We start from the raw sequence: 22,087 nt of genomic DNA, 5'->3' as shown, positions 1-22,087 counted from the left end.
GTCGAGACACCCTTGGGGAGCGCGTGCCTTCGCATGTCTCGACTACGCTCGACACAAACGGAAATGGAGGACGGTCTCAAATCCACCCCAAACCCGTCACTCTCACCCCTCGCGACCGAGCCACCGTTTCAGCACCTCGGCGCCATCCTGCCCGACGACCAGCGGGGCAGGGCGCCTTACGCTCCCCGGCGTTTCCGACAGCTTGGGAAATACCCCCTGCATCGTGACTTCGCCCAGCTCGGCATCCGCCACCGTCACCAGCGCCTCGCGCGCCGCGAAATGCGGGTCGGCGAGCATGTCCTCGGCGTCGTAGACGCGCCCCGCGGGCACCGCGGCCTCCAGCATTTTGGCTTCCAGCTCCGCGATCGTCAGCGTCTTCGTCCATTCGCCGATCAGCGCGTCGAGTTCCTCCTGCCGCGCCCCGCGCGCGCGGTGCGTCGCATAGCGTTCGTCGTTCGCCAGCTCGGGCCGCCCCATCGCCGCCGCCAGCCGCGCGAAGACGCCGTCCTGGTTCGCGCCGATCAGATATTCGCCGTCCTCGCACGGATAGACGTTCGACGGTGCGATCGCGGGCAGCGTCGATCCGGTGCGCCGGCGCTTCACCCCGCTCGCCGAATAGTCCGACACCGTCGATTCCATCACCTGCAGCACCGCCTCGTACAGCGCCGAATCGACGATCTGGCCTTCGCCGGTCTTGCTGCGATGGTGCAGCGCAGCGAGCGCGCCCAGACAGCCGTATGTCGCGGCGAGCGTGTCTCCGATCGACACTCCCATGCGCGCGGGCGGCCGCTCGGGATAACCGACGATGCCGCGCCACCCGCCCATCGCCTCTCCGATCCCGCCGAACCCCGCGCGCGACGAATAGGGGCCGGTCTGGCCATAGCCCGACACGCGTACGACGATCAGCCCGGGGTTGGTCTTGCGCAATTCCTTGGGATCGAGGTTCCATTTCTCGAGCGTGCCCGGCCGGAAATTCTCGATGAGTATGTCGGCCTTGGCGATCAGTTCGCGCGCCAGCGCCTGGCCCTCTTCGCTGCGCAGGTTGACCGCGACCGAATATTTGTTGCGCGCGATCACGCGCCACCAGCTGGGCTTGTCGCCCTGGCCCCAGTGGCGCATCTGGTCGCCGCCGCCCGGCGGCTCGAGCTTGACGATCTCGGCGCCCATGTCGCCGAGCAGCTGGCCGCAAAAGGGGCCCGCGATCAGCTGCCCCATCTCGACGACCTTCAACCCCTCCAGCGCGCCCGCGCTGTTCGCTTCCGTCATATCATTCCCTTCGGGCCCATAGTTCGCCTAGGAAGGGACCGCCCGCGGTCCTCCTCATCCCTGTGGCCATGATATACTTAGAATGCTATGTAATTGGCAACTCCAATCTCGGACGCGGGTCAAGATAGGCAATATCGTGAAGCAGAGCAGCATCGAAATCGTCGAAGTCGGCCCGCGCGACGGCTTGCAGAATGAAGCGCTTGCGGTCTCGACCGTCGACAAGCTCGCGCTGGTCGAGCGCGCGATCGACTATGGGGCGCGCCGCATCGAGGTGACCAGCTTCGTCAATCCCAAGAAGGTCCCGCAACTCGCCGACGCCGAGCAATTGGTGGTCCAGCTACCGGTTCGCGGCGATGTGACCTATATCGGCCTCGTCCTCAACCGCCGCGGCGCCGAACGCGCGCTCGCGACCGGCCGCATCGACGAACTCGGCGCGGTGTGCGTCACCAGCGACACCTTTGGCATCCGCAACCAGGGTCAGAGCTCGGACGAATCGCTCGCCGCCGCGATCGAGATCGTCGGCCTCGCGAAGGAAGCGGGCCGCAGCGGCCAGATCACCATCGCCACCGCCTTCGGCTGCCCCTTCGAGGGCAAGGTCGCGATCGACCGAGTCGTCGAGATGGCGAAGCGCGCCGCGGCCGCACAGCCGCGCGAGATCGCGCTCGCCGACACCATCGGCGTCGGCGTGCCCTCGCAGGTATCCGAAATGGTCGGCCGCGTGCGCGAAGCCGTCGCCGGCCTCCCGGTCCGCGTCCATTTCCACAACACGCGGGGCAGCGGCCTCGCCAATGTCTGGGCCGCGGTCGCCGAGGGCGCGGCCACGGTCGACGCCTCGCTCGGCGGCCTCGGCGGCTGCCCTTTTGCCCCCGGCGCCGCGGGCAATGTCCCGACCGAGGATGTGGTCTATATGCTCGAACGCGGCGGGGTCTCGACCGGGCTCGACCTGCCCGCGATCGTCGAGGCCGCGAGCTGGTTCACCGGCGTGATGGGGCGGCCCTTGCCCGCGATGGTAAGCCGCGCGCCGGCTTTCCCGTAGCGAAGGTCACAGCCCAAGATAATTTGGGCGAGGCCGTCGTTGTATGCTCGCGCCATACAGTTTACCAAGCCACCATGGGTCGACGCTTGATTATCCACCGCTTTCCCGCGTTCGCGGCGCCGCTCGCACTGCTGCTTGCCGGCTGCCAGGGCGTCGACAGGGCCGATGCCATGGCCGCGGCCGCACAGGCGCAGACCCCGGCGAGCGCCGCCGCGCTATGCCCGCCCGACGGCAAGCGCGCCGCCGGCGGCAAGGCGCAGCCCGATGCCCGCTTCGACTGCTACGCCGATGCGGGCAAGGCGTGCGCCGGCGGCGGCGACTGCGCGGGCGACTGCCTCGTCCCCAACGACCGGGCGTCGCGCATCCTGCAACCGGGGCAGAAGGTCGCCGGCGTCTGCCAGGCGACGGCCAGCCCCTTCGGCTGCCGCGCCACCGTCGAGGACGGCCGCGTTGCCATGCCGCGCATCTGCCGCGACTGACATGACCGGCGACCCACTCACGTCCCTGACCGACAACTTCTTCCTGATTGCCGGCCCCTGCGTCGTCGAGGAAGCGGCGATCATGGACGAGATCGCCGACACGCTCGCCGCGATCCGCGACCGCTTCGGCATCGCGACGATCTTCAAGGCCTCGGCGCTCAAGGCCAATCGCAGCTCGGGCGAATCCTACCGCGGGCCGGGGTGGACGAACGGGCTCGCGCAGTTGGCGGCGATCCGCGCGCGCACCGGCTTGTCCGTGCTCACCGACATCCACGAAACGCCCGACGCCGCCGAGGCCGCGGCGGCGGTCGATATCCTCCAGATCCCCGCCTTGCTTTCGCGCCAGACCGCGCTGATCGAGGCCGCGGCGGTCACCGGCAAGCCGCTGCTCGTCAAGAAGGGGCAGTTCATGGCGGGCGCCGACATGGCGCAGGTCGTCGCCAAGATCGAGCGCGCGCGGGCCCGCGCCGGGCTGGCTCCGGTGCCGACGATCGCCTGCGAGCGCGGCAATATCTTCGGCTACCAGAATATCGTCGCCGACATGCGCAACCTCGCGATCATGCGCGCGCCCGGCGTCGCGGTGGCGTTCGATGCGGCGCACACGGTCCAGCTGCCCTCGTCGCAGGGCGCCATGTCGGGCGGTCAGCCGCAATTTTCGCCGCTGCTCGCGCGCGCCGCGGTCGCGGCAGGCTGCGACGGGCTGTTCATCGAGGTGCACCCCGATCCCGCATCGGCGTCGTCGGATCCCGCGACCTCGATGCCGCTTCACCATCTGCCGGCGCTCGTCGAACAATGCGTCGCGCTGCACCGTCTGGTACGCGAGGGCCAAATGCTTGACCTCGATGCCCGCCTAATCTAGCGCCGATTTAAGGGGTTTTACTTTGGCTGGGCTTCGGCGGCTGTTCTCTTTTCGGAATATTTCGGGTCTGCCATGCTCCAGATGAGCCAATATGCCGATGCCTCCCTGACCGCGACCGGAACCTGGTCGCAGCGGCATTTCCTGTTCCTGCAGGGGCTGCCCGGACCCTTTTTCCGCATGCTGGCCATGGCGCTCCGCGCCGAGGGGCATCGCACCTCGCGGATCAATTTCAACGGAGGCGACGTGTGGGACTGGCGCGGTCCGGGCGCCACCGGCTTTCGGGGCGATCTCGCGGCCTTTCCGGCCTGGTTCGACGCCTGGCTAGCGACGCGCGACGTCACCGACGTCATCCTGTTCGGCGATAACCGCCCGCTCCACCGCCACGCGATCGTGCTCTGCCGCGCGCGCGGCATCCGCGTGTTCGTTGTCGAGGAAGGCATGCTCCGCCCCGACTTCGTCTCGTTCGAGGAAGGCGGGACCAACTATTGGTCGGCGCTGCCGCGCGATATCGAGCAGCTCCGCCAGATAGCCGCGACGCACGAGGATGCGCCGGTCGAACCCGTCCCCGGCAACGTTCGCCGCCGCGTCGTCGAGGCGGTGAGCTACTATGTCGCACAAACGCTGACGATCCCCTTCTACCCGCGCTATCGCTCGCATCGTCGCAACACGCCGGTCAGCGAGATGTGGGCGTGGATCCGGCGCCGGCTGCGGCGCGGCCGCGAAAATGCGGCGGGCCATGCCGCCGTGGCCGCGCTCGCCGACCGCCGCTTCTTTCTCTTCCCGATGCAGCTCGACGGCGATCATCAGATCGACTCGCATTCGGACTTCCCAGACATGGCGAGCGCGATCGACTGCGTCTTCCACAGCTTCGCCGTGCACGCGCCGCAAGACAGCGCGCTGCTCGTCAAGATGCACCCCTTCGACCCCGATCTCGACGGCTGGGGCGGGTGGGTCGTGCGGCGCGCGGCGCGCTACGGGCTCGCGGGCCGCGTTCAGTTCGTCGAGCGCTACGATCTCGCGCCATTGCTACGGCGCGCCGCGGGCGTGGTGACGATCAACAGCACCGTTGGACCGCTCGCACTCGCCGAGGGCTGCCCGGTCTTCTGCCTCGGCCGCGCGGTCTACGATATCCCCGGCGTCACCGCCGGTTGCGGCCTCGACCGTTTCTGGACCCAGCCGCCGCCCGTCGATCCCGGCAATTTCGAGACGATGTGCCGCGCGATGCGCGCGACCGCGCTCGTCAACGGCGGTTTCCACCACCCGCGCGCGCTCGAGATGCTCGTCGCGGGGGCGGTCCGCCGGCTGCTCGGCGCCGCCCCGCGCGCCGGCGCCTGATTCGCGCGTGCGGCTTGTTTTCGACGTCACCCGGCTCGTCCGGCGCGGCCATCTGCCCGCGCCGACCGGCATCGACAGGGTCGAGCATGAATATCTGGCCTTCCTGCTCGCGCAGGACGACCTCGACCTGACGTTCGAGGCCTATGTGGCGCCCGCGGGCTGGGTGTCGCTGTCGCGCCCCGCGGTGACCGGCCTGATGAACGCGCAGCAGCGCCGCTGGAGCGGGCGCGCGGGCGCAGCGTCGGCGCTCGGCGTGCTGCGCCATCTTCGCCCCGTACCCTCACGGCGCAGGGCCGGCGCGCGCTTCCTGACCGTCTCGCACCCCGGTGCGCGCGCCATCGCGCAGTGGCGCCGCCGCGCCGACGCTTGCGACGGCAAGATCGTCTATTTCGTCCACGACCTGATCCCGGTCGAATATCCCGAATATGCGCTCGCCAAACATAGCTCCGCCAACCGCGCGCGCATCGCCGCAGCGACCACGATGGCCGACGGCCTGCTGGTCAATTCGGACTGCACCGCGGGCGCCGTCGCGCGCTTCTGCGGCGACGCGCCGGTGCCGCCGATCGTCAAGCTGCCCTTCGGCTCGACGCTGCGCGACGGCGGGGCCGCAGCGCCCGCCGCCGCCGCCGACCATCCCTATTTCCTCGTCGTCGGCACGATCGAGCCGCGCAAGAACCATCTGCTTTTGCTCAAGATGTGGCGCGACATGGCGCGGCACGCGGGTGCCGCGGCGCCGCATCTGGTCATTGCGGGGCGGCGTGGCTGGGAGAACGGCCATATCCTCGCGATGATCGACCGCTCGCCCGCGCTCCGCGACGTGCTCGTCGAGCTCGAGACCCCCAGCGACGCCGCGCTCCACGCGCTGATGCGCGGCGCCCGCGCGCTGCTCGCGCCCTCCTTCGCCGAGGGTTTCGACCTTCCCGTAGCCGAGGCGCTGGGGCTCGGCTGCCCGGTAATCGCCAGCGACATCCCCGCGCACCGCGAGGTCGGCGGCGACGCGCCGCTGTTTCTCCACCCGCTCGACGCCAAGGGATGGAGCGCTGCGGTTCGGGATTTTGCCGCGCCCGATTCCCCGCTAAGGGAGCATCATGTCCGGGCGGCGCGCGCCTGGCGCCCGGCCAGCTGGGACGATCATTTTTCGCGGCTCACCGACTTTCTGGACCAGCTTTGACCCGAACTGCCGACACCGACGCCTTGCTCCAGCGCCTCGACACGCGGCGGCGGGTGATCGGCGCGCTCGTGATCCGCGAGCTCCACACGCGCTTCGGGCGCGAGAACCTCGGCTTTCTCTGGATCTTCATGGAGCCGGTGCTGCTCGCGGTCGCCGTCGCCGCGCTCCACGGCAACTATACGCTGCCGATCAGCGGCAATGTCCAGCCGGTGCCCTTCGCGCTCGGCGGCTATATCTTGTTCATCATGTTCCGCTCGGTGCTGTCGCGCGCCGAGACCTTGCTCGAGGCGAACCGGCCCTTGCTCTACCATCGCCCGGTCACCTTGTTTGACATGCTGCTCGCGCGCTCGCTGCTCGAAATGGTGAGCACCGGGGCGGTGCTCTTCTTCCTGCTTTTTGCCGCGCAATATCTGGGGCTCGCCGAACCGATCCACGATCCCTTGCTCGTCATCTTCGCGCTCATCCTGATGAGCTGGTTCTGCTTCGGGCTCGCGATGATCATCATGGCGGCCTCGCACGAAAGCTCGTTCGTCGGGCGGCTGATCCATCCCTTGCTCTATCTGACGCTCCCCATTTCGGGCGCCTTCTACTTGCTCGCCTGGCTGCCCGAAAATGTGCAGCGCGTCGCCGTCTGGGTGCCCACCGTCCATATCTTCGAGTTGCTGCGGGAGGGCCAGTTCCGCGACTTCGCCTCCGACCGTCTCGACATCGCCTATCCCATCGTCTGCTCGGCGCTATTGATGTTGGTGGGTTATGCCGCCATCAGATTCGTCCGGCCCAGGATCGAATTGCAATGACCAGTACCAGCATGACCACCGAAACGGCCGGCGAGGCGGAGGACGCGCGCGCGCCGCGGAGACGCGACTGGCCGCGCCGCATCGTCCGCAGCGCCTTGTTCTGGATCGTCGTCGTGCCCGTGCTCGTCTCGGCGATCTACCTCTTCCTGATCGCGGCGCCGCAATATCGCTCCGAGGCGCAGTTCGTCATCCGCGGCCTCGACGCCCCGCGCACCGAAACCAACGGTTTCGGCCAGCTCCTCGGCGTCGCGCCGGTGCTCGATCCGAGCGCCAAGGCGAGCTATATCCTGATCGAATATCTCCGCTCGCCCGAGGCGATCCGCGCGCTCAAGTCCGAAAAGATCGACCTCGCCGCGGTGTTCCGCCGGCCCGAGGCCGATTTCGTCGCGCGGCTGTCGCCGTCGGACACGACGATGGAGGAACTGGTCGAATATTATCGCGACAAGGTGCAGATCAGTCTCGACAGCGACACCGGCATCACCCGTGTGACCGTCACCGCCTTTCGCCCCGACGATGCACGCACCATCGGCAATGCGGTGATCAAGCTGGGCGAGGCGCGGATCAACGAGCTCAACCGCCGCCTGTTCGACAATACGATCACCATCGCGCGCGACGAATTCGGCCAGGCGGCCGGCGAACTGGAGGGCGCGCAGGCCGCGATGTCGCAGTTCCGCAACCGCAGCGGCGACATCGACCCGAAGAGCAGCGGCAAGGGCGCGCAGGAACAGGGTTTCGCGCAGCAGGCCGAACTCGACCGCCAGCGTGCGCGCCTCGCCGACATGCGCCGCTACCTCAGCCCGTCGAGCCCGCAGGTCGTGGCGATGCAGGGCTATGTCAGCAGCCTCGAAGCCGCCGCCGCGCGCAACCGCGGCCGCCTGACCGGCGCCCCCGGCGCGGTGTCGCAGCGGCTCGGCGAATATGAGGAACTCGGGCTGAAGCAGGAACTCGCCGCCAAGCGCTACGAAGCGTCGCGCCTCGCGTTGCAGGCGGCGAACGAACGCGTCGAGAAAGAGCAATTGTTCGTGCTCCCCGTGGTCCGCCCGACCGCGCCCGAAAAGCCCGTCTATCCCAAGCCTTTCCGTACCCTGGCGACGATCCTGCTCGGCGCGCTCCTGCTCTATGCCTTTTTCATGATCGTCACCGCGGGCGTCCGCGAGCACCGCGCCTAGGCCAAGATGCGTCAGGCGTGTGCGAAATGGCTCGCGATCGCCTCTTCGACGGTGTCGAACTGCAAGACCTGGCCGCCCTGGACTGCCATGCCGCGGTCGCAATATTCGCGCAGCGTCGCGGGGTCGTGCGACACCATGAACAGGCTGCGCTCCTGTTTGCGCTGGAGCAGCGCCTCGCGGCAGCGGTCCTGAAAACGCTCGTCGCCGACCGCGGTGATCTCGTCGATCAGATAGCAGTCGAACGAGATGGCGAGCGACACCGCGAACGCCAGCCGCGCCATCATCCCCGCCGAATAGGTGCGCAGCGGCATGCGCAGATAATTGCCGAGCTCGGCAAAATCCTCGACGAAATCGAGCACTTCCTCGACCGGACGTCCATAGACGCGCGCGACGAAGCGCGCATTGTCGGCGCCGCTCAGACTGCTCTGGAAACTGCTCGAGAGACCGAGCGGCCACGACACCGACATGTCGCGCCGGATCGTGCCGTTGCTCGGCTGTTCGACCCCCGCGATCAGGCGCAGCAGCGTCGACTTGCCCGCGCCATTATGCCCGCACACCCCGACCGATTGGCCTTTTTCGATCGTGAAACTGACGTTATCGAGGACGTGATGGCGCCCGTTTCGGGTCGCATAGGATTTGGAAACCCGGTTGAAGACGATCATCGATACAGGCTCATATGATGGGCCGGCGGCCCGCGTTCGGCCCTAGATGACGCCTCGCGTCGCCCTTGACAAGCGCAGCGTCGGCTGGGGGCAGGGGACCGGCATCCGCCGCTACCGCGATGCGCTGCGCCGATGCATCGAGAGCAGCCCCGACCTGTTCGCGCCGCCGGAGTTGCTGACGGACAGCGCCGAGCCGGGCGCGGCGGTCACGCGGGTCGGGCCGCGCCGCTTTGCCGATGCGCAGAAATGGTTCACGCTGACCGGGCGACAGCGCAGCGTCGCGCTGAGCCACCCCGCCGACATTTTCCACTGGTCGCACCCGATGCCGCTGTGGGCCGGGGATTCGCTCAACGTCGTGACGATCCACGACCTGATCCCGATCGACCAGCCCCAATATTCGGCGATCCCGCGGCGCCGCTTCCGCCGTCTGCTCGCCGCGCTCGCCGCGAAGGGCGCCTGCTTCACCTGCGTGTCGGAGGTCACGCGCGACGCGCTGATCGCCGCCACCGGCATCGATCCGCGGCGCGCGGTCTGCACCTGGCAGCCGGTCGTGCGACCGGCGGGCGAGGGACCCTTGCCCGCGGGGCTGGAGCCCGGACGCTATGTCCTCCTGCTCGGCACCGTCGAACCGCGCAAGAATGTCCTGCGCGCGGTCGAAGCCTGGCGCGGTTCCGATACCGGGCTGGCTCTTGTCGTCGCGGGCCCCGAAGGCCATTGGCCGGACCGCGCCGAGCGCGCTGCCTTCGCGCGCGAACTCGCGCACCCCAATATTATTCGGCTGCCCTGGCTCGAGGACGCCGCCCTGGCGCCGCTCATCGCCAACAGCCGCGCGCTGCTGATGCCCTCGCTCGCCGAAGGCTTCGGCCTGCCGCCGGTCGAGGCGCTGCTCGCGGGCGTCCCCGCCATCGCCTCCAATTCGTCGGTATCGCGCGAGATTCTGGGCGATGCCGCGCTGCTCGTCGACCCGTTCGATGTCGGCGCCATCGCCGATGCGATCCGCCGAACCGCCGATGCGCCCGCCACGCCGAAACGCGACCTTCCATCCCGCTTCCACCGCTACGGCGACGCCGCTTTCGCGCGGCGCTTGCGCCTTGCCTACGACCAGTTTCTCCAGCTAGGTGGTCTCGATTAAAGCGGAATTTCGAATCGACGATCCACTCCGCCGAATGAAGCCGGAGGAAAAATGCGGGTCGGAATCGATGGTTTTAATCTGGCGCTGCCGTTCGGCACCGGCGTCGCGACCTATTCGATGTCGCTGGCGCATGCGATCCAGAATGCGGGGCATCAGCTCGACGGCCTCTACGGTCTGCGAACGCCGTTCCGCAGAGTATTGCGTAACGTCAATTTTTTCGAAGCGCTCGGCGCCGAATATCAGTCGAAGGCGCCGCGCTCGTGGAGTTTCGGCTGGGGCCGCGAGCTCAGCTGGACCGTCAAGGCGCGCAAGGCGCGGCTCGTCGACCTGCACGGAAAACAGGAAACGCGCCCCTTCGCGCACCGCCTGCCCGATTTCGACCGGCTGTTCACCGTGTCCGACCTGTTCGACCAGGCGATGCGCAATTTTCGCCGTTTCGGGACCTTCACGACTGTCGCCTTGCCCGAGCGGCCCGATGTCATGCACTGGACCTATCCCTGGCCGATCAAGGTCGCCGGCGCGCAAAACATCTATACGATGCACGATCTGGTGCCGCTGAAGCTGCCCTACGCCAGCCTCGACAACAAGAAGATCTACCACAAGCTGATGCGCGCCTGCATCCGCAAGGGCGATCATATCGTCACCGTGTCGGAAGCCAGCCGCGCCGATATCGTCGACTTCTTCCCCGAGGCCGAGGGCAAGATCACCAACACCTATCAGGCGATCAAGCCGTCGGCGCAGAGCCTGAGCCTCGCGAGCGGCGACGAGGCCGATATCGCGCAGGCGGTGAGGAGCATCTTCCGCCTCGATTTCCAGGATTATTTCCTCTTCTTCGGCGCGATCGAGCCCAAGAAGAATGTCGGCCGCCTGATCGAGGCCTATCTCGCCTCGGGGGTGAAGGCGCCGCTCGTCATCCTCGGCCGCCGCGCGTGGGGCGCCGATGTCGAACTGTCGCTGATCCAGCGCGACGAGACGCGGCCGATGAAGACGATCTTCAAGAATATCCGCCGTATCGACTATCTGCCGCGGCGCCTCCTCATGCTGCTCGTGCGCGGCGCGAAGGGCGTGGCTTTCCCTTCTCTCTACGAAGGTTTCGGGCTACCGATCCTCGAAGCCATGACCTTGGGGACGCCCGTGATCACCGCGAACACCAGTTCGATGCCCGAAGTCGCCGGCTCGGCGGCGCTGCTCGTCGACCCCTATGACGTGCAGCAGATCGCCGCGGCGCTGCGCCGGATCGAAAACGAACCCGAGCTGCGCGCCGACCTGTTCGGCCGCGGCATCGCGCAGGCGGCGAATTTCTCGATGGCGACCTATCAGGACCGGCTGACGACCCTCTACGACAGCCTGCTCGCGGGGCGCCGCCGGTGACGCGGATGCGGTCGGCTGCGATCGGTGCGCTGCTCGCGGCGACGCTCGGCGGCTGTTCGATGCTGCCCTCGGCCTCGCCGACGATCGGGCAGGTGACCAAACCCGCCGCGCTCGCCGACGGCCGCGCGCTCGACCTCGTCGATCTCAACGAAAGCGGCTGGAGCGAGGAGGATACGCCGATCGCGCCGTCCGCCGCCTGGTCCTTCACCGACGGCACGACGAGCAGCGAACAGATATTGGTCGGCGACAATCTCGAGATCGTGGTGTTCGAGGTCGGTTACAGGCTGTTCGGCGCGATCGACGGCGGCGATGCGAAGGATCCCGCGGTGTCGGCCGCGGGCGCCGCGCTGCCGACGATCAGCGTCCCCGCCGACGGCTATGTCGCCATTCCCTATGTCGGCCCGATCGACGTCCTCGGCCGCACGCCGCAGGGGGTCGCGACCGAAATCCGCGAGCGCCTGCGCGGCCTGTCGCAGCGCGCCGACGTGCTCGTCCGCGTCGCGTCGGGACCGATGCGCTCGATCACCGTCGGGGGCGAGGTCAAGGCGCCGGGCCGCATCGCGATCACCGCGGCGGGTGAGCGCGTGCTCGACGTCGTCGCCGCGGCAGGCGGCCCGTCGGAGCAGCAATCGAACCTGATCGTGCGGCTGGCGCGCGCGGGCGACAGCCAGGAAATGCCGCTCGACCAGATCCGCGCCGGCGACGCCGCCAACGTCCGGCTGATGCCGGGCGACGTCGTCCAGCTCCTCAAACGCCAGCAGAGCTTCTCGGTCATTGGCGCCGCGCGCGACGTGGCCGAGGTGCCGCTCGCCGACACGCCGGTTTCGCTGGTCGAGGGCCTCGCCCGCGCCGGGGGGCCGATCGACAACCAGGCCGACGCGACCGGGGTCTTCGTCTTCCGCTATGTCGACAAGGATGTCGGCGGCACGATGACCGCGGTTCCGACCATCTACCGGCTCAACCTGCTCGATCCGCGCAGCTATTTCATCGCCAGCCGCTTCCGCATGCAGGACGACGACGTCGTGCTGATCGCCAACGCCCGCTCGGCGCAATTCGCCAAGCTGGTGCAGATGCTCAACCAGCTGACTTCCCCGATAGTGACCGTCGACGTGCTCACGCGCTGACCGGCGAGCGATGTCCGCGCCATCCTTCCTGCCGATCCCGCTGCATCGCTTTCACAAGGGACTGCTGCGGCAAGAGGCGCCCGGCCGTCCGATGCCCTCCGCCGAGGAAGTCGACGCTGCCATCGCGGCGATCGTCGAAGGACGCATCGGCGGCTATTTCTGGCAGCCGCTGCCGCCGGATATTCGGGCATGGCTGGAGAAGCACGACGATCCGCTGGTCGCCGTAGCCTGCACCGATGCCGCGCGGCTGCCGCGCCTGATGGAAGCAGCCAGGGGAGGGGCTCCGATCCTGCTCGTCGGCCCCCAACCATCGGATGCCGCGGCGATCCGCTTCGATGGCCGGGCCGATCCCTGGCCGCTGCTCGATCGCGCGACCCGCGTCTATTGCGACGACACCGGCGACCCCTTCGCCACGCTCGCGGCGCTCGGCGGAAAGCCGCTGGTCCAGGTCGAAGCCGACGGATCGCAGCAACCGGTAGAGGGGTACGCGCAGCGGGTGATCACCGCTCTCTGCCGCGACTACCACGCCCGTTCGCCCTATGACGGCAGCCCATGGCCGCTCGGCCACCTGCTCGCCTATCTCACGCTCTGGCGAACCACGGTCGAGCGGACGCGCGGCATCGACGCGCTGTTCGGCATGTCGCGCTGGAAACGCCGCCGCATTCGCCAGTTCCTGACCGGATCGCCCGACGCCGCCTTCCGGTCGCGCCCGACTGAGGGCGCCGGAGCCGTCGCCGCCTGGCCCTCGCGCGCCGATCTTCCCGCGCTGGAGGCGGCTTATGGCCCCGAATGCGTGTCCCGCATCGAGGATGGCTTCATTCGCTCGGCGGGGCTCGGCGCCGCGCTCGTCCAGCCCTGCTCGATCATAGTCGACCGGCGCGGCATCTATTACGACCCCGACCGCCCGAGCGATCTCGAGCATCTGCTGCAGCACGCCGATTTCGACGACCGGCTGCTCGAGCGCGCCGCCGCCCTGATCACCACGATCCGCGCGCGCGGCGCCACCAAATATAATCTGCGGGGCGCGCCGGTCAGGCTCCCGGATGGTCAGCCCAGGATATTGATCGCCGGGCAGGTCGCCGACGATCTCTCGATCACCGCGGGCGGCGGACCGATGGACTTCGCCGCGATCGCCGCGATGGTCCGCTCCGAAAACCCCCGCGCCGCGATCGTCTACAAGCCGCACCCGGACGTCGTCGCCGGGCTTCGCCGCGGCGAGTGGCGCGAGCCGGGCATCGCCGCAAACGTCGACATGATCGTGACCGACGGCGACACCAGCGACCTGCTCGAACAGGTCGATATCGTCCATGTCCGCTCGTCCTTGCTCGGTTTCGAGGCGCTGCTCCGCGGCAAGCAGGTCTTCGTCCACGGCCGCCCCTTCTACGCCGGCTGGGGCCTCACACTCGACAGCCTGCGCTTCGAGCGGCGTGCGCGGCAGCTGACGCTCGCGCAGCTGGTCGCCGCGACGCTGATCCTCTATCCGCTCTATGTCGATCCGCACCGCGGACTGCCCTGTTCGCCCGAACATCTGCTCGATGCGCTCGCCGACGCTCCGCCGCGCTCGGCGCTGCGAAGCATGCTCGCACGGCTCGTCGCAATGCCACGAAACTGGAACAATTCGCACTAGTATCAACAGTTATTACTCGATAAAGATCGAGATAAGAGGGGTTTATGGTCGCGGCCGAATATTATGACATCTGGCGGCTGCTGAGCTACCCGCGTTCCGACAACGAAGCCGATATTCGCGGGCTCTGCCGCTCGCACTATCTGGGCGACCATGATGCGCTGTGCCGCGTGCTCGGGCGCTACAAGATGTTCGTCGATACGCGCGACATCGGCATCGCCAGCCATCTGATGATGGACGGCTTCTGGGAAATGTGGGTGACCGAGGCGATGCTGCGCAGCGTAAGGCGCGGCTCGGTCGTGCTCGATGTCGGCGCAAACCTCGGCTATTTCACATTGCTCCTCGCCGACCTCACCGGGCCCGAGGGGCGCGTCCTGTCGTTCGAGCCCAATCCGCGGCTGGCGGGGCTGCTCGACAAGAGCCTGCAGGTGAACGGCTTCGCGGGCTTCACCGATCTCCACCGCCTCGCGCTCGGCGCGGGCGAGTCCGAACTGCGGCTCGAGGTGCAGGACAGCTCGCCCGGCGGCGGCCGCATCCTGCTGCCGGGAGCCGGACGGTCGGGCAACACGACCTCCGAAACCGTGGTGCCGGTGCGCCGCCTCGACACGATCGAGCATGCGCTCGCCGCCGAGTTCATCAAGATCGACGTCGAGGGTTTCGAGCAGCAGGTCTGGCACGGCATGACCGGCATCCTGAAGCAGAAGCGCCCGCTGACGATCTTCATGGAATTCACCGTCCAGCGCTACGACGACCCGCGCGGTTTCCTCGACGAGGTCCTCGCCTACGGCTTCTCGCTCGAGATCGTGCACCCGATCGACGGCATCCGCCCGATCGGCCGCGAGGACATTTTCGCGATGCCGCACAATATCGATCACATGCTGGTGTTCCGGCGGTGATCGCCGACGACTGCTTTTGAGGTAAATTACTGATGGCGACGACGCGCTACTCCGAAAGACTGACGCTTAAGAACCCGTTCACGGTCGCGGCGGGCGACGAGTTGATCGTCGCGCAAATCTATGTCGACAGCGGCCAGGCCCGGACCGGCGAGATCGAGGGCAAGGCGCCCATCGTCAATTTCGGCACCATCCGTCACGCCGAGGACAATCCGCGCCTCGACTGGCTGATCCGCATCGGCGACATGTCGAGCTTCACCAATTTCGGAACGGTCGAGGGTCTTCGCACCGCGGCGACGAACGAGTTCGGTTACGCCATCGCATCGCAAGGGCGCATCTACAACGAGGGCACCATCCGGTACCGCGATAGCTCGATGACCGAAAATGTCTCGATCGGCGTGACGGGCTATTCGGTCGAAAACCATGGCTTGATCGAGGTCATCGCGGACGCTGGCGAAGCCTATGGCATTCGCGATTCGGGCTATATCTGGAACACCGGCACCATTCGGGCGATTGGCAACCTCACCGTCGATTCCTTTCCGCTCGGTGCCGCAGCTATCTATCAGTCGGCATTTGCCGGTGCTTCGGTAATCGGGGCATCGACGATCGTGAACGACGGCCTGATCGAGGCCTCCAGCGGCGGGCCGATCGCCTCGATCGGGCTGGCGCTCCGCCCGAACTCCGACAATATCAACTGGTTCGGGACGGTGATCAACAACGGCCGGATCGTCGCCGACGACGCGATCCGGATGTTTAACGGCTATTCGTCGGCGCTGCACGTCGAAAACAATGGAACGATCGAGGGGCGTCTCTACTTCGAGGCCGGCTACAACCGCGTGGAAACCAGCGCGTCGAGCCGCTGGGACGGCGCGTGGGAACTGAGCATCTGGGACGATGTGATCCGCGACAATGGAACCCACGTCGGTGACGTCCTGCTCAACAACGGCTTCAACACCTATGTCGGAACGGCGGGGACCCACACGGGATCGGTGACGGGCGGGGACCAGGCCGACATCATCCTCGCCGGCCGCGGCAACCAGCTTGTGCAGGGCGGAGCCGGCAACGACGTCATCGCGGGCGGCGCGGGGGCCGACACGCTGCGCGGCGGGGGCGGCGCGGATACATTCCTGTACCTGGATTTTGCTGATTCGACCGCGGGATCGAGCGACGTCATCGAAGGGTTCGAGGTCGGCGTCGATCGCATCGACCTGCGCGCGCTCGGATCGGTGACGCTCGGCTTTTCGGTGTCGAACGGCCGCACGACGGTTCGCGCGACGTCCGGCAACAACGAGCTCGTCTTCACCGTCGATGCCGCAATCGGCGCGTCGTCGATCCTGCTGGCCGGCGCGGCCGCCGATACGGGCACCGCGGCGGACAACACGCTCGTCGGCAGCATCGGCAACGACGAACTGCGGGGCGGCGCCGGCGACGATCTGCTTTACGGCGGGGCCGGAAACGATCTGCTGGATGGCGGGACCAACGCGGTCGGCAGCACCTATTTCGGCGACCGGCTGGTCGGCGGCACGGGCGACGACGTGTACCGCGTCGACGACGAATGGGACCGCGTCGTGGAATTCGCGGACGAGGGCTATGACCGCGTCTATTCGACCGCCGATTTCCACTTTCTGCGCCCCCATATCGAGGAACTATACGTCCTGACCGGGACATATGGCTGGGGCAATGACGGCGACAATCTGATCGTCGGCAACGACGGTGCGAACGAACTCGACGGCAAAGGCGGCACCGACCGTCTCTATGGCGGCGGCGGCAACGACCGCTACATGATCGCCGACACCGCCGACATGATCTTCGAATTCACCGGCGGCGGCATCGACAGCGTCAAGTCGTGGATCAGCTATTATCTTCCCGAAGAGGTCGAAAATCTCGAGCTCATCCAGAGCTATCAGGATCTTTTCGGCGTCGGTAACGCGCTGGCCAACGTCATCACCGGAAATGCCGGCGATAATCTCCTGATCGGCGGGGGCGGCAACGACCAGCTTTTCGGCGACGAGGGCAACGACAGCCTGTTCGGCGAAGATGGCGACGATCGTATCGAAGGCGGTTATGGCGTCGACTATATCGTCGGCGGCAGCGGCAACGACTTCCTTCGCGGCGGATCGGGCGCCGACGCGGTCTATGGCGGCGACGGCGACGACGAATTGATCGCGGACCGTGAATATATTCGCGACCCGATCACCGGCGCGAATCGGCCGCTCGATCATCGCGATTTCGTCACCGACATCCTCGTCGGCGGCGCGGGCAACGACATTCTTCGCGGCAATTCGGGGCTCGGCGACTACGACCGGATGGACGGCGGCTCGGGCAACGACGCCTATTATGTCGATACCCCTGCGGACCTCACCTTCGAGGCCGCGAATGGCGGCACCGATACGGTCTATGCCAATATCGACGGCGCGGGCTATTATCTCTACGCCCACACCGAAAATCTCGTGCTGGAGGGCAATACCCCCTTCGGCGTCGGCAACGAGCTCGATAACCGCCTGACCGGCAATGCGATCGGCAATTATCTGCTCGGAGGGGCTGGCAACGATATGCTCAACGGCAAGGCGGGCAATGACGTGCTCTTCGGCGAGGGCGGGGCGGACAGCTTCGTCTTCGAGCGCGGCACCGGCGGCGACGTGATCGGCGATTTTGCGCGAGGCACCGACAAGATCGACCTGTCGGCGTTCGGCTTCGCGAATTTCGCCGCGGTCCAGGCGGGCTTCAGCCAGGTCGGCGTCAATGGCGCGATCAACCTCGGCAACGGCGACTTCGTCGTCCTCCACAATGTCACGATGAGCCAGCTGACGCAGGGCGATTTCATCCTGACGGCCTCGGCGCCGAAGATCGAGGATCTCGCGGAAGCGGCGAAATTCGCCGAGGCGTCGGCGGCCGACGCGGGAGGCCCGGCGCTCGACTGGCTGCCCGATCATTGGATGCCGCACTATCGGGCCGGCGACCATCTGGGTTTCGCCTGAGCCGGCGCGGACAGGCATTTTGAGGACAGGGCAATGCGGGCGACCGCATGGTGGGGAGCGAAGACATGGCAGCAGACGATAGCGTGGAGCTGACCCAGTTGGTGGTGAGCGGGGCCTCGGACATCGCGTTCAGCCCCGACGGTTCGGTCGTCTATGTCGCGAGCGGCAGGCGCATATACGCGTTCGACGCGGCGACCGGTAACCAGGTCCAGAACTGGTTGGTCACGGGCAGCCTGGGAGCGATGAGCGTTTCCGAGGACGGCGCATTCATACTCGTGCTCCAGGAGAATGGCACCACGGTGCACCGCGTCTCGACGGTCACCGGTGCCGTAACGAATTTCGCCGTGCCCGGCGGGGCGCCGGCCTTCGATATCGAGACGACCGACGGGACGCACGCGATCGTGACGGTGGGGCAAAGGTCCGCTTCAGGAGACGCCGGCGCCTATTCGCTCGATTTCGCGACCGGGACCTTCACGTCGTTGCCGCTACCTCTCTCTGGCGGCGGCTCATATCTTACCGAATCCGGACGCTATGTCCTCGCCGCCGCCGGGGGGACCAGCGATGGTCCGCTGGCCGTTTACGATAGCGTGGCGAACCGGTTCGTGGCGTGGGATGACAATTATCAGTTCGACGCAATACGCGAGGGCTTCAACAACGGCATTCAGGCGATCAGCGAGGCTCGCGGGCTGATTGCGCAGCCCAATTCATATCGCATGATCAATATTTTCGATCTAACGGTCGATGGATTGCGCATGGTCAGTGTAGCCGGCGAGATCGATGCGCTCGCTTTCGATCCCAGCGGCGCAATCCTCTACTATCACTCCATGGCGACCGGCGAAATCGTTGCGCTGGAAACGACCAACTTTACCGAAATCGACCGATTCCAGGTTGATATGACCGACTGGAACTTCGGGATCGGAACGCGCGGGGCACAACTGCACATCAGCCCCGATGGCAAGCATATGGTCTATCGCGATCCCCAATCGGGACAGGTAACCTTGGTCGACCTCAGCGTGCGCGACAATATCGTGAACGGCACCACGGGCGCCGATGCGCTCGACGGGGGCAAGGGCGACGATGTCTATCTGGTCGACCATCTCGGCGACACGGTGACCGAGCGCGCCTTCCAGGGCAACGACCGCGTCAACGCTACGGTCGATTTCCACCTGGGCGCCGGTTCGGCGGTCGAAACCATCGCCGCCGCCGACCTTGCCGCGACCACGCCGCTCGCGCTGTCGGGCAACGAGCTCGCGAACCTCATCCTCGGCAACGCCGGGAACAACCGGCTCGCCGGCGGCGGGGGCGATGACCGGATCGAGGGCGGGGCGGGCAACGACCGGCTCGATGGCGGCGCCGGCATCGACGTGATGATCGGCGGCAGCGGCGACGACGTCTATATCGTCGACCGCGAGGGCGACCAGGTGATCGATAGCGCGGGCTTCGATACCGTCGAGGCCAGCATCACCTACACCCTCGGTGCAGGGATCGAGAATCTGGTGCTGATCGGTAACAGCAGGCTCGACGGCATCGGGAACGAACTGGCGAATATCATAAGCGGCAACAACGCCGGCGGCATGCTGTCGGGCGGGCTCGGCAACGATCGTCTGATGGGCGGCATCGGCAACGACTTTCTCGATGGCGGCGACGGCGACGACACGCTGTTGGGCCGGGGCGGGCACGACACGCTCGTGGGCGGTGCAGGTGCCGATACGCTGACCTCGACCGGCACCAGCGCGCTCATGGCGTCGCATCTCTACAACGGCTTCGAGAATCTCGACACGCTGGCCGAGGCCGATACGCTGATCGGCGGCCCCGGGGCCGAGCTGTTCTGGGCCGGTTTCAATGACAGCGTCGACGGCGGCGCCGGCGGCGAAAACACGCTCAGCCTCAATCTCCAGGGCTCCGCGTCAGGCGTGCGCATCGATTTCCGACCGCTGACGACGGGTGGGACGGTCGCCAATGGCACCGGCACGCTCCGCTCGATCACCGGGCTCAGCACGATCATCGGCAGCCAGGGCAACGACCAGATCACGGGCATTTCAAGCGCCGTGATCTCCCCCTTCTCCGGGCTCACCCTCGACGGCCGCGACGGCAACGACCTGCTCGTCGGCGGAGACGGGGGCGACAGGCTGCTGGGCGGGTCGGGTGCCGACACGTTGCGCGGCGGCGACGGGAGCGACTCCATCTTCGCCGCGGGCGAGGATTATGACCCCGCGATCACCGATACCTTCCGCGATGCGCTGTACGGCGAGGGCGGCGACGACGTGCTGTCGGCGGGGCGCGGCGACACCGTCGACGGCGGCGAGGGGATCGACAGCCTGTTCCTCAACCTCGCCAATGCCACCGCGGGCGTCACCCTCGACATCGCCGACCTCGCGACCGCGACCGGCGTGACGCTGTTCACCGGCACCATCCGCAATATCGAGGTCATCACCGGCCTGATCCTCCCCAATGCGGGCAATATGGTCAATCTGGCCGGCCAGGCCGGCGAATCGAGCCTGCCCATCTTCGGCGGCACGGCGCGCGACGTCCTGATCGGCTCGGGTTTCCGCGACCAGTTCTACGGCGGCGACGGCGACGACGAACTGCGCAGCGGTGCGGGCAACGACTATGTCGAGGGCGGGGCAGGCAACGACCTGCTCGCCGGCGGTGCCGGACGCAACAGCCTGTTCGGCGGCACCGGGATCGACACCGTCAGCTACGACGACGCCGCGAGCGCAGTCACCATCTCGCTCCTGTCGAACTACGGCACCGATTTCGCGAACAATGTCGATGTCCTGAATTCGATCGAAAATGCGATCGGCAGCCGCTTCGCCGACGCGATCACCGGCGACAATGTCTCCAACGATCTCTACGGCGGCGAAGGCGACGACATCATCGACGGCCGCGGCGGGTCGGACAACATCGTCGGCGACGCGGGCAACGACATCCTCACCGGCGGGCTCGGCAGCGATGCGATCGACGGCGGCATCGGCGCCGACCGCATGTACGGCGGGCAGAACAACGACAGCTACCGCGTCGACGACAGTGCCGACCTGATCTTCGAAAATGCCGACGAGGGCGTCGACAGCGTCATCGCGTCGGCGAGCCATTATCTGTTCGCGAATGTCGAGCATCTCGAACTCGCGGCGGGCGCCGGCGACCTGTTCGGCGTCGGCAACGCGCTCGGCAACATGATCGACGGCAACGAGGGATCGAACCTGCTGCTCGGCGGCGGGGGCGAGGATGTGCTGCGCGGCGGCGGCGGGGTCGACAGCCTGTTCGGCGAAAGCGGCGCCGATCATCTGTTCGGCGACGCGGGGATCGATTATCTGGTCGGCGGGATCGGCAACGACATCCTCGACGGCGGCGCCGATGCCGACTCGCTCTATGGTGAGGATGGCGACGATACGCTGATCGGCGGTGCCGGCTTCGTCACCGACATTCTCGTCGGCGGCGCCGGCAGCGACATCTTGCGCGGCAATTCGGGTCTCGGCGACTATGATTTGATGGACGGCGGCGCCGGCGACGACCATTATTATGTCGACACGCCCGACGATCTGACCTTCGAGGCGGTCGGCGGCGGAACCGACACCGTCTATGCCAATATCGCCGGCGCCGGCTATTATCTTTACGCCAACACCGAAAATCTGGTGCTCGAGGGCAATACCCCCTTCGGCGTCGGCAATGCGCTCGACAACCGGATCACGGGCAATGCCGCGAACAATTATCTGCTCGGCGGCGGCGGCAACGACACGCTCAGCGGCATGGGCGGAAACGATGTGCTGTTCGGCGAGGCCGGTGCCGACATCTTTGTTTTCGGACGCAACAACGGCGCCGACGTCATCGGGGACTTCCAGCGCGGCTCGGACCGGATCGACCTGTCGGCCTATGCTGCCTCGAACAACCCCGGCGCCACGGCGATCTTCGAATCCTTGCGGATGAACTTCCGCCAAGTGGGGGCCGACGGTGCGATCGATCTCGGCGGCGGAAACCTGATCGTCCTCCATAACGTGACGATGAGCGAGTTGACGGTCGACGACTTCATCCTGACCCCGATCCCGCCTGCAGTGCCGAAACTCGCGGCAATGCAGGATCATGATTTCGTCTCGCCGCAGAGCGGGCCGGATTTCGCAGACGGTTTCGCTTCCTCACGCGTCGGTTCGTCTTTCGACCATCTCACTTGGTTATGACGATGACTTGCGGCATACC

16 protein-coding genes are annotated in these 22,087 nt (G+C 66.9%); 14 read left to right on the top strand and 2 right to left on the bottom strand.

All coding sequences use genetic code 11. The features are described 5' to 3' along the window. Nucleotides 1-102: 102 nt before the first annotated feature. Complete coding sequence (locus BWQ93_RS06685) at nucleotides 103-1,266, bottom strand: CaiB/BaiF CoA transferase family protein (RefSeq protein ID WP_077029830.1); 1,164 nt, start codon at nucleotides 1,264-1,266, stop codon at nucleotides 103-105. 136 nt (nucleotides 1,267-1,402) lie between these two features. On the opposite strand from BWQ93_RS06685, the gene BWQ93_RS06680 reads away from it, so the two are divergent. The 7 genes from BWQ93_RS06680 to BWQ93_RS06650 all read left to right on the top strand — a co-directional run bounded on the left by BWQ93_RS06680 (nucleotide 1,403) and on the right by BWQ93_RS06650 (nucleotide 8,112). Further along, nucleotides 1,403-2,302 (top strand): hydroxymethylglutaryl-CoA lyase, encoded by a 900-nt coding sequence (locus tag BWQ93_RS06680; RefSeq protein ID WP_443029362.1) that lies wholly within the window; start codon nucleotides 1,403-1,405, stop codon nucleotides 2,300-2,302. Between the two features lie 74 nt (nucleotides 2,303-2,376). Next, nucleotides 2,377-2,781 carry a hypothetical protein gene (locus BWQ93_RS06675; RefSeq protein WP_077029829.1) on the top strand — a complete coding sequence of 135 codons (405 nt, stop codon included), beginning with the start codon at nucleotides 2,377-2,379 and terminating at the stop codon, nucleotides 2,779-2,781. Between the two features lies 1 nt (nucleotide 2,782). After that, nucleotides 2,783-3,640, top strand: a complete 858-nt coding sequence (gene kdsA, locus BWQ93_RS06670) for a 3-deoxy-8-phosphooctulonate synthase (RefSeq protein WP_077029828.1) — start codon at nucleotides 2,783-2,785, stop codon at nucleotides 3,638-3,640. Nucleotides 3,641-3,712: 72 nt separating this feature from the next. Next, nucleotides 3,713-4,975 (top strand): capsule biosynthesis protein, encoded by a 1,263-nt coding sequence (locus BWQ93_RS06665; protein WP_083720695.1) that lies wholly within the window; start codon nucleotides 3,713-3,715, stop codon nucleotides 4,973-4,975. A 7-nt stretch (nucleotides 4,976-4,982) separates the two neighbouring features. Further along, a complete protein-coding gene (locus tag BWQ93_RS06660; protein WP_077029827.1) occupies nucleotides 4,983-6,146 on the top strand; it encodes a glycosyltransferase family 4 protein in 1,164 nt (387 codons plus the stop codon). Further along, nucleotides 6,143-6,943 (top strand): ABC transporter permease, encoded by an 801-nt coding sequence (locus BWQ93_RS06655; protein WP_077029826.1) that lies wholly within the window; start codon nucleotides 6,143-6,145, stop codon nucleotides 6,941-6,943. The genes BWQ93_RS06660 and BWQ93_RS06655 overlap by 4 nt, the downstream gene beginning before the upstream one ends. Then, nucleotides 6,940-8,112: a hypothetical protein gene (locus BWQ93_RS06650; RefSeq protein ID WP_077029825.1), complete on the top strand. Its 1,173-nt coding sequence runs from the start codon at nucleotides 6,940-6,942 to the stop codon at nucleotides 8,110-8,112. Before BWQ93_RS06655 ends, BWQ93_RS06650 begins: the two co-directional genes overlap by 4 nt. An 11-nt stretch (nucleotides 8,113-8,123) precedes the next feature. On the opposite strand, the gene BWQ93_RS06645 is transcribed toward BWQ93_RS06650, so the two are convergent. After that, the gene (locus BWQ93_RS06645) at nucleotides 8,124-8,774 is read right to left on the bottom strand and encodes an ABC transporter ATP-binding protein (RefSeq protein WP_077029824.1); all 651 of its coding nucleotides are present in this window, start codon (nucleotides 8,772-8,774) and stop codon (nucleotides 8,124-8,126) included. Between the two features lie 46 nt (nucleotides 8,775-8,820). Here BWQ93_RS06645 and BWQ93_RS06640 point away from each other — a divergent pair, with 46 nt between their 5' ends. The 7 genes from BWQ93_RS06640 to BWQ93_RS06610 all read left to right on the top strand — a co-directional run bounded on the left by BWQ93_RS06640 (nucleotide 8,821) and on the right by BWQ93_RS06610 (nucleotide 22,068). Next, the gene (locus BWQ93_RS06640) at nucleotides 8,821-9,906 is read left to right on the top strand and encodes a glycosyltransferase family 4 protein (RefSeq protein ID WP_077029823.1); all 1,086 of its coding nucleotides are present in this window, start codon (nucleotides 8,821-8,823) and stop codon (nucleotides 9,904-9,906) included. Between the two features lie 51 nt (nucleotides 9,907-9,957). Beyond that, nucleotides 9,958-11,277: a glycosyltransferase family 4 protein gene (locus BWQ93_RS06635; RefSeq protein WP_077029822.1), complete on the top strand. Its 1,320-nt coding sequence runs from the start codon at nucleotides 9,958-9,960 to the stop codon at nucleotides 11,275-11,277. A gap of 5 nt (nucleotides 11,278-11,282) precedes the next feature. Continuing rightward, nucleotides 11,283-12,401 carry a polysaccharide biosynthesis/export family protein gene (locus BWQ93_RS06630; RefSeq protein ID WP_077029821.1) on the top strand — a complete coding sequence of 373 codons (1,119 nt, stop codon included), beginning with the start codon at nucleotides 11,283-11,285 and terminating at the stop codon, nucleotides 12,399-12,401. Nucleotides 12,402-12,411: 10 nt separating this feature from the next. Beyond that, nucleotides 12,412-14,028 (top strand): capsular polysaccharide export protein, LipB/KpsS family, encoded by a 1,617-nt coding sequence (locus BWQ93_RS06625; protein ID WP_083720691.1) that lies wholly within the window; start codon nucleotides 12,412-12,414, stop codon nucleotides 14,026-14,028. Between the two features lie 44 nt (nucleotides 14,029-14,072). Continuing rightward, nucleotides 14,073-14,921: an FkbM family methyltransferase gene (locus tag BWQ93_RS06620; protein WP_077029820.1), complete on the top strand. Its 849-nt coding sequence runs from the start codon at nucleotides 14,073-14,075 to the stop codon at nucleotides 14,919-14,921. Between the two features lie 32 nt (nucleotides 14,922-14,953). Continuing rightward, a complete protein-coding gene (locus BWQ93_RS06615) occupies nucleotides 14,954-17,896 on the top strand; it encodes a calcium-binding protein (RefSeq protein WP_077029819.1) in 2,943 nt (980 codons plus the stop codon). 65 nt (nucleotides 17,897-17,961) lie between these two features. Beyond that, nucleotides 17,962-22,068 (top strand): hypothetical protein, encoded by a 4,107-nt coding sequence (locus BWQ93_RS06610; RefSeq protein ID WP_198040488.1) that lies wholly within the window; start codon nucleotides 17,962-17,964, stop codon nucleotides 22,066-22,068. The last annotated feature ends 19 nt before the right edge of the window (nucleotides 22,069-22,087 follow it).

This window comes from Sphingopyxis sp. QXT-31 (assembly GCF_001984035.1).
GTDB lineage: Bacteria > Pseudomonadota > Alphaproteobacteria > Sphingomonadales > Sphingomonadaceae > Sphingopyxis.
This window is presented reverse-complemented; position numbering and strand designations above follow the sequence as displayed.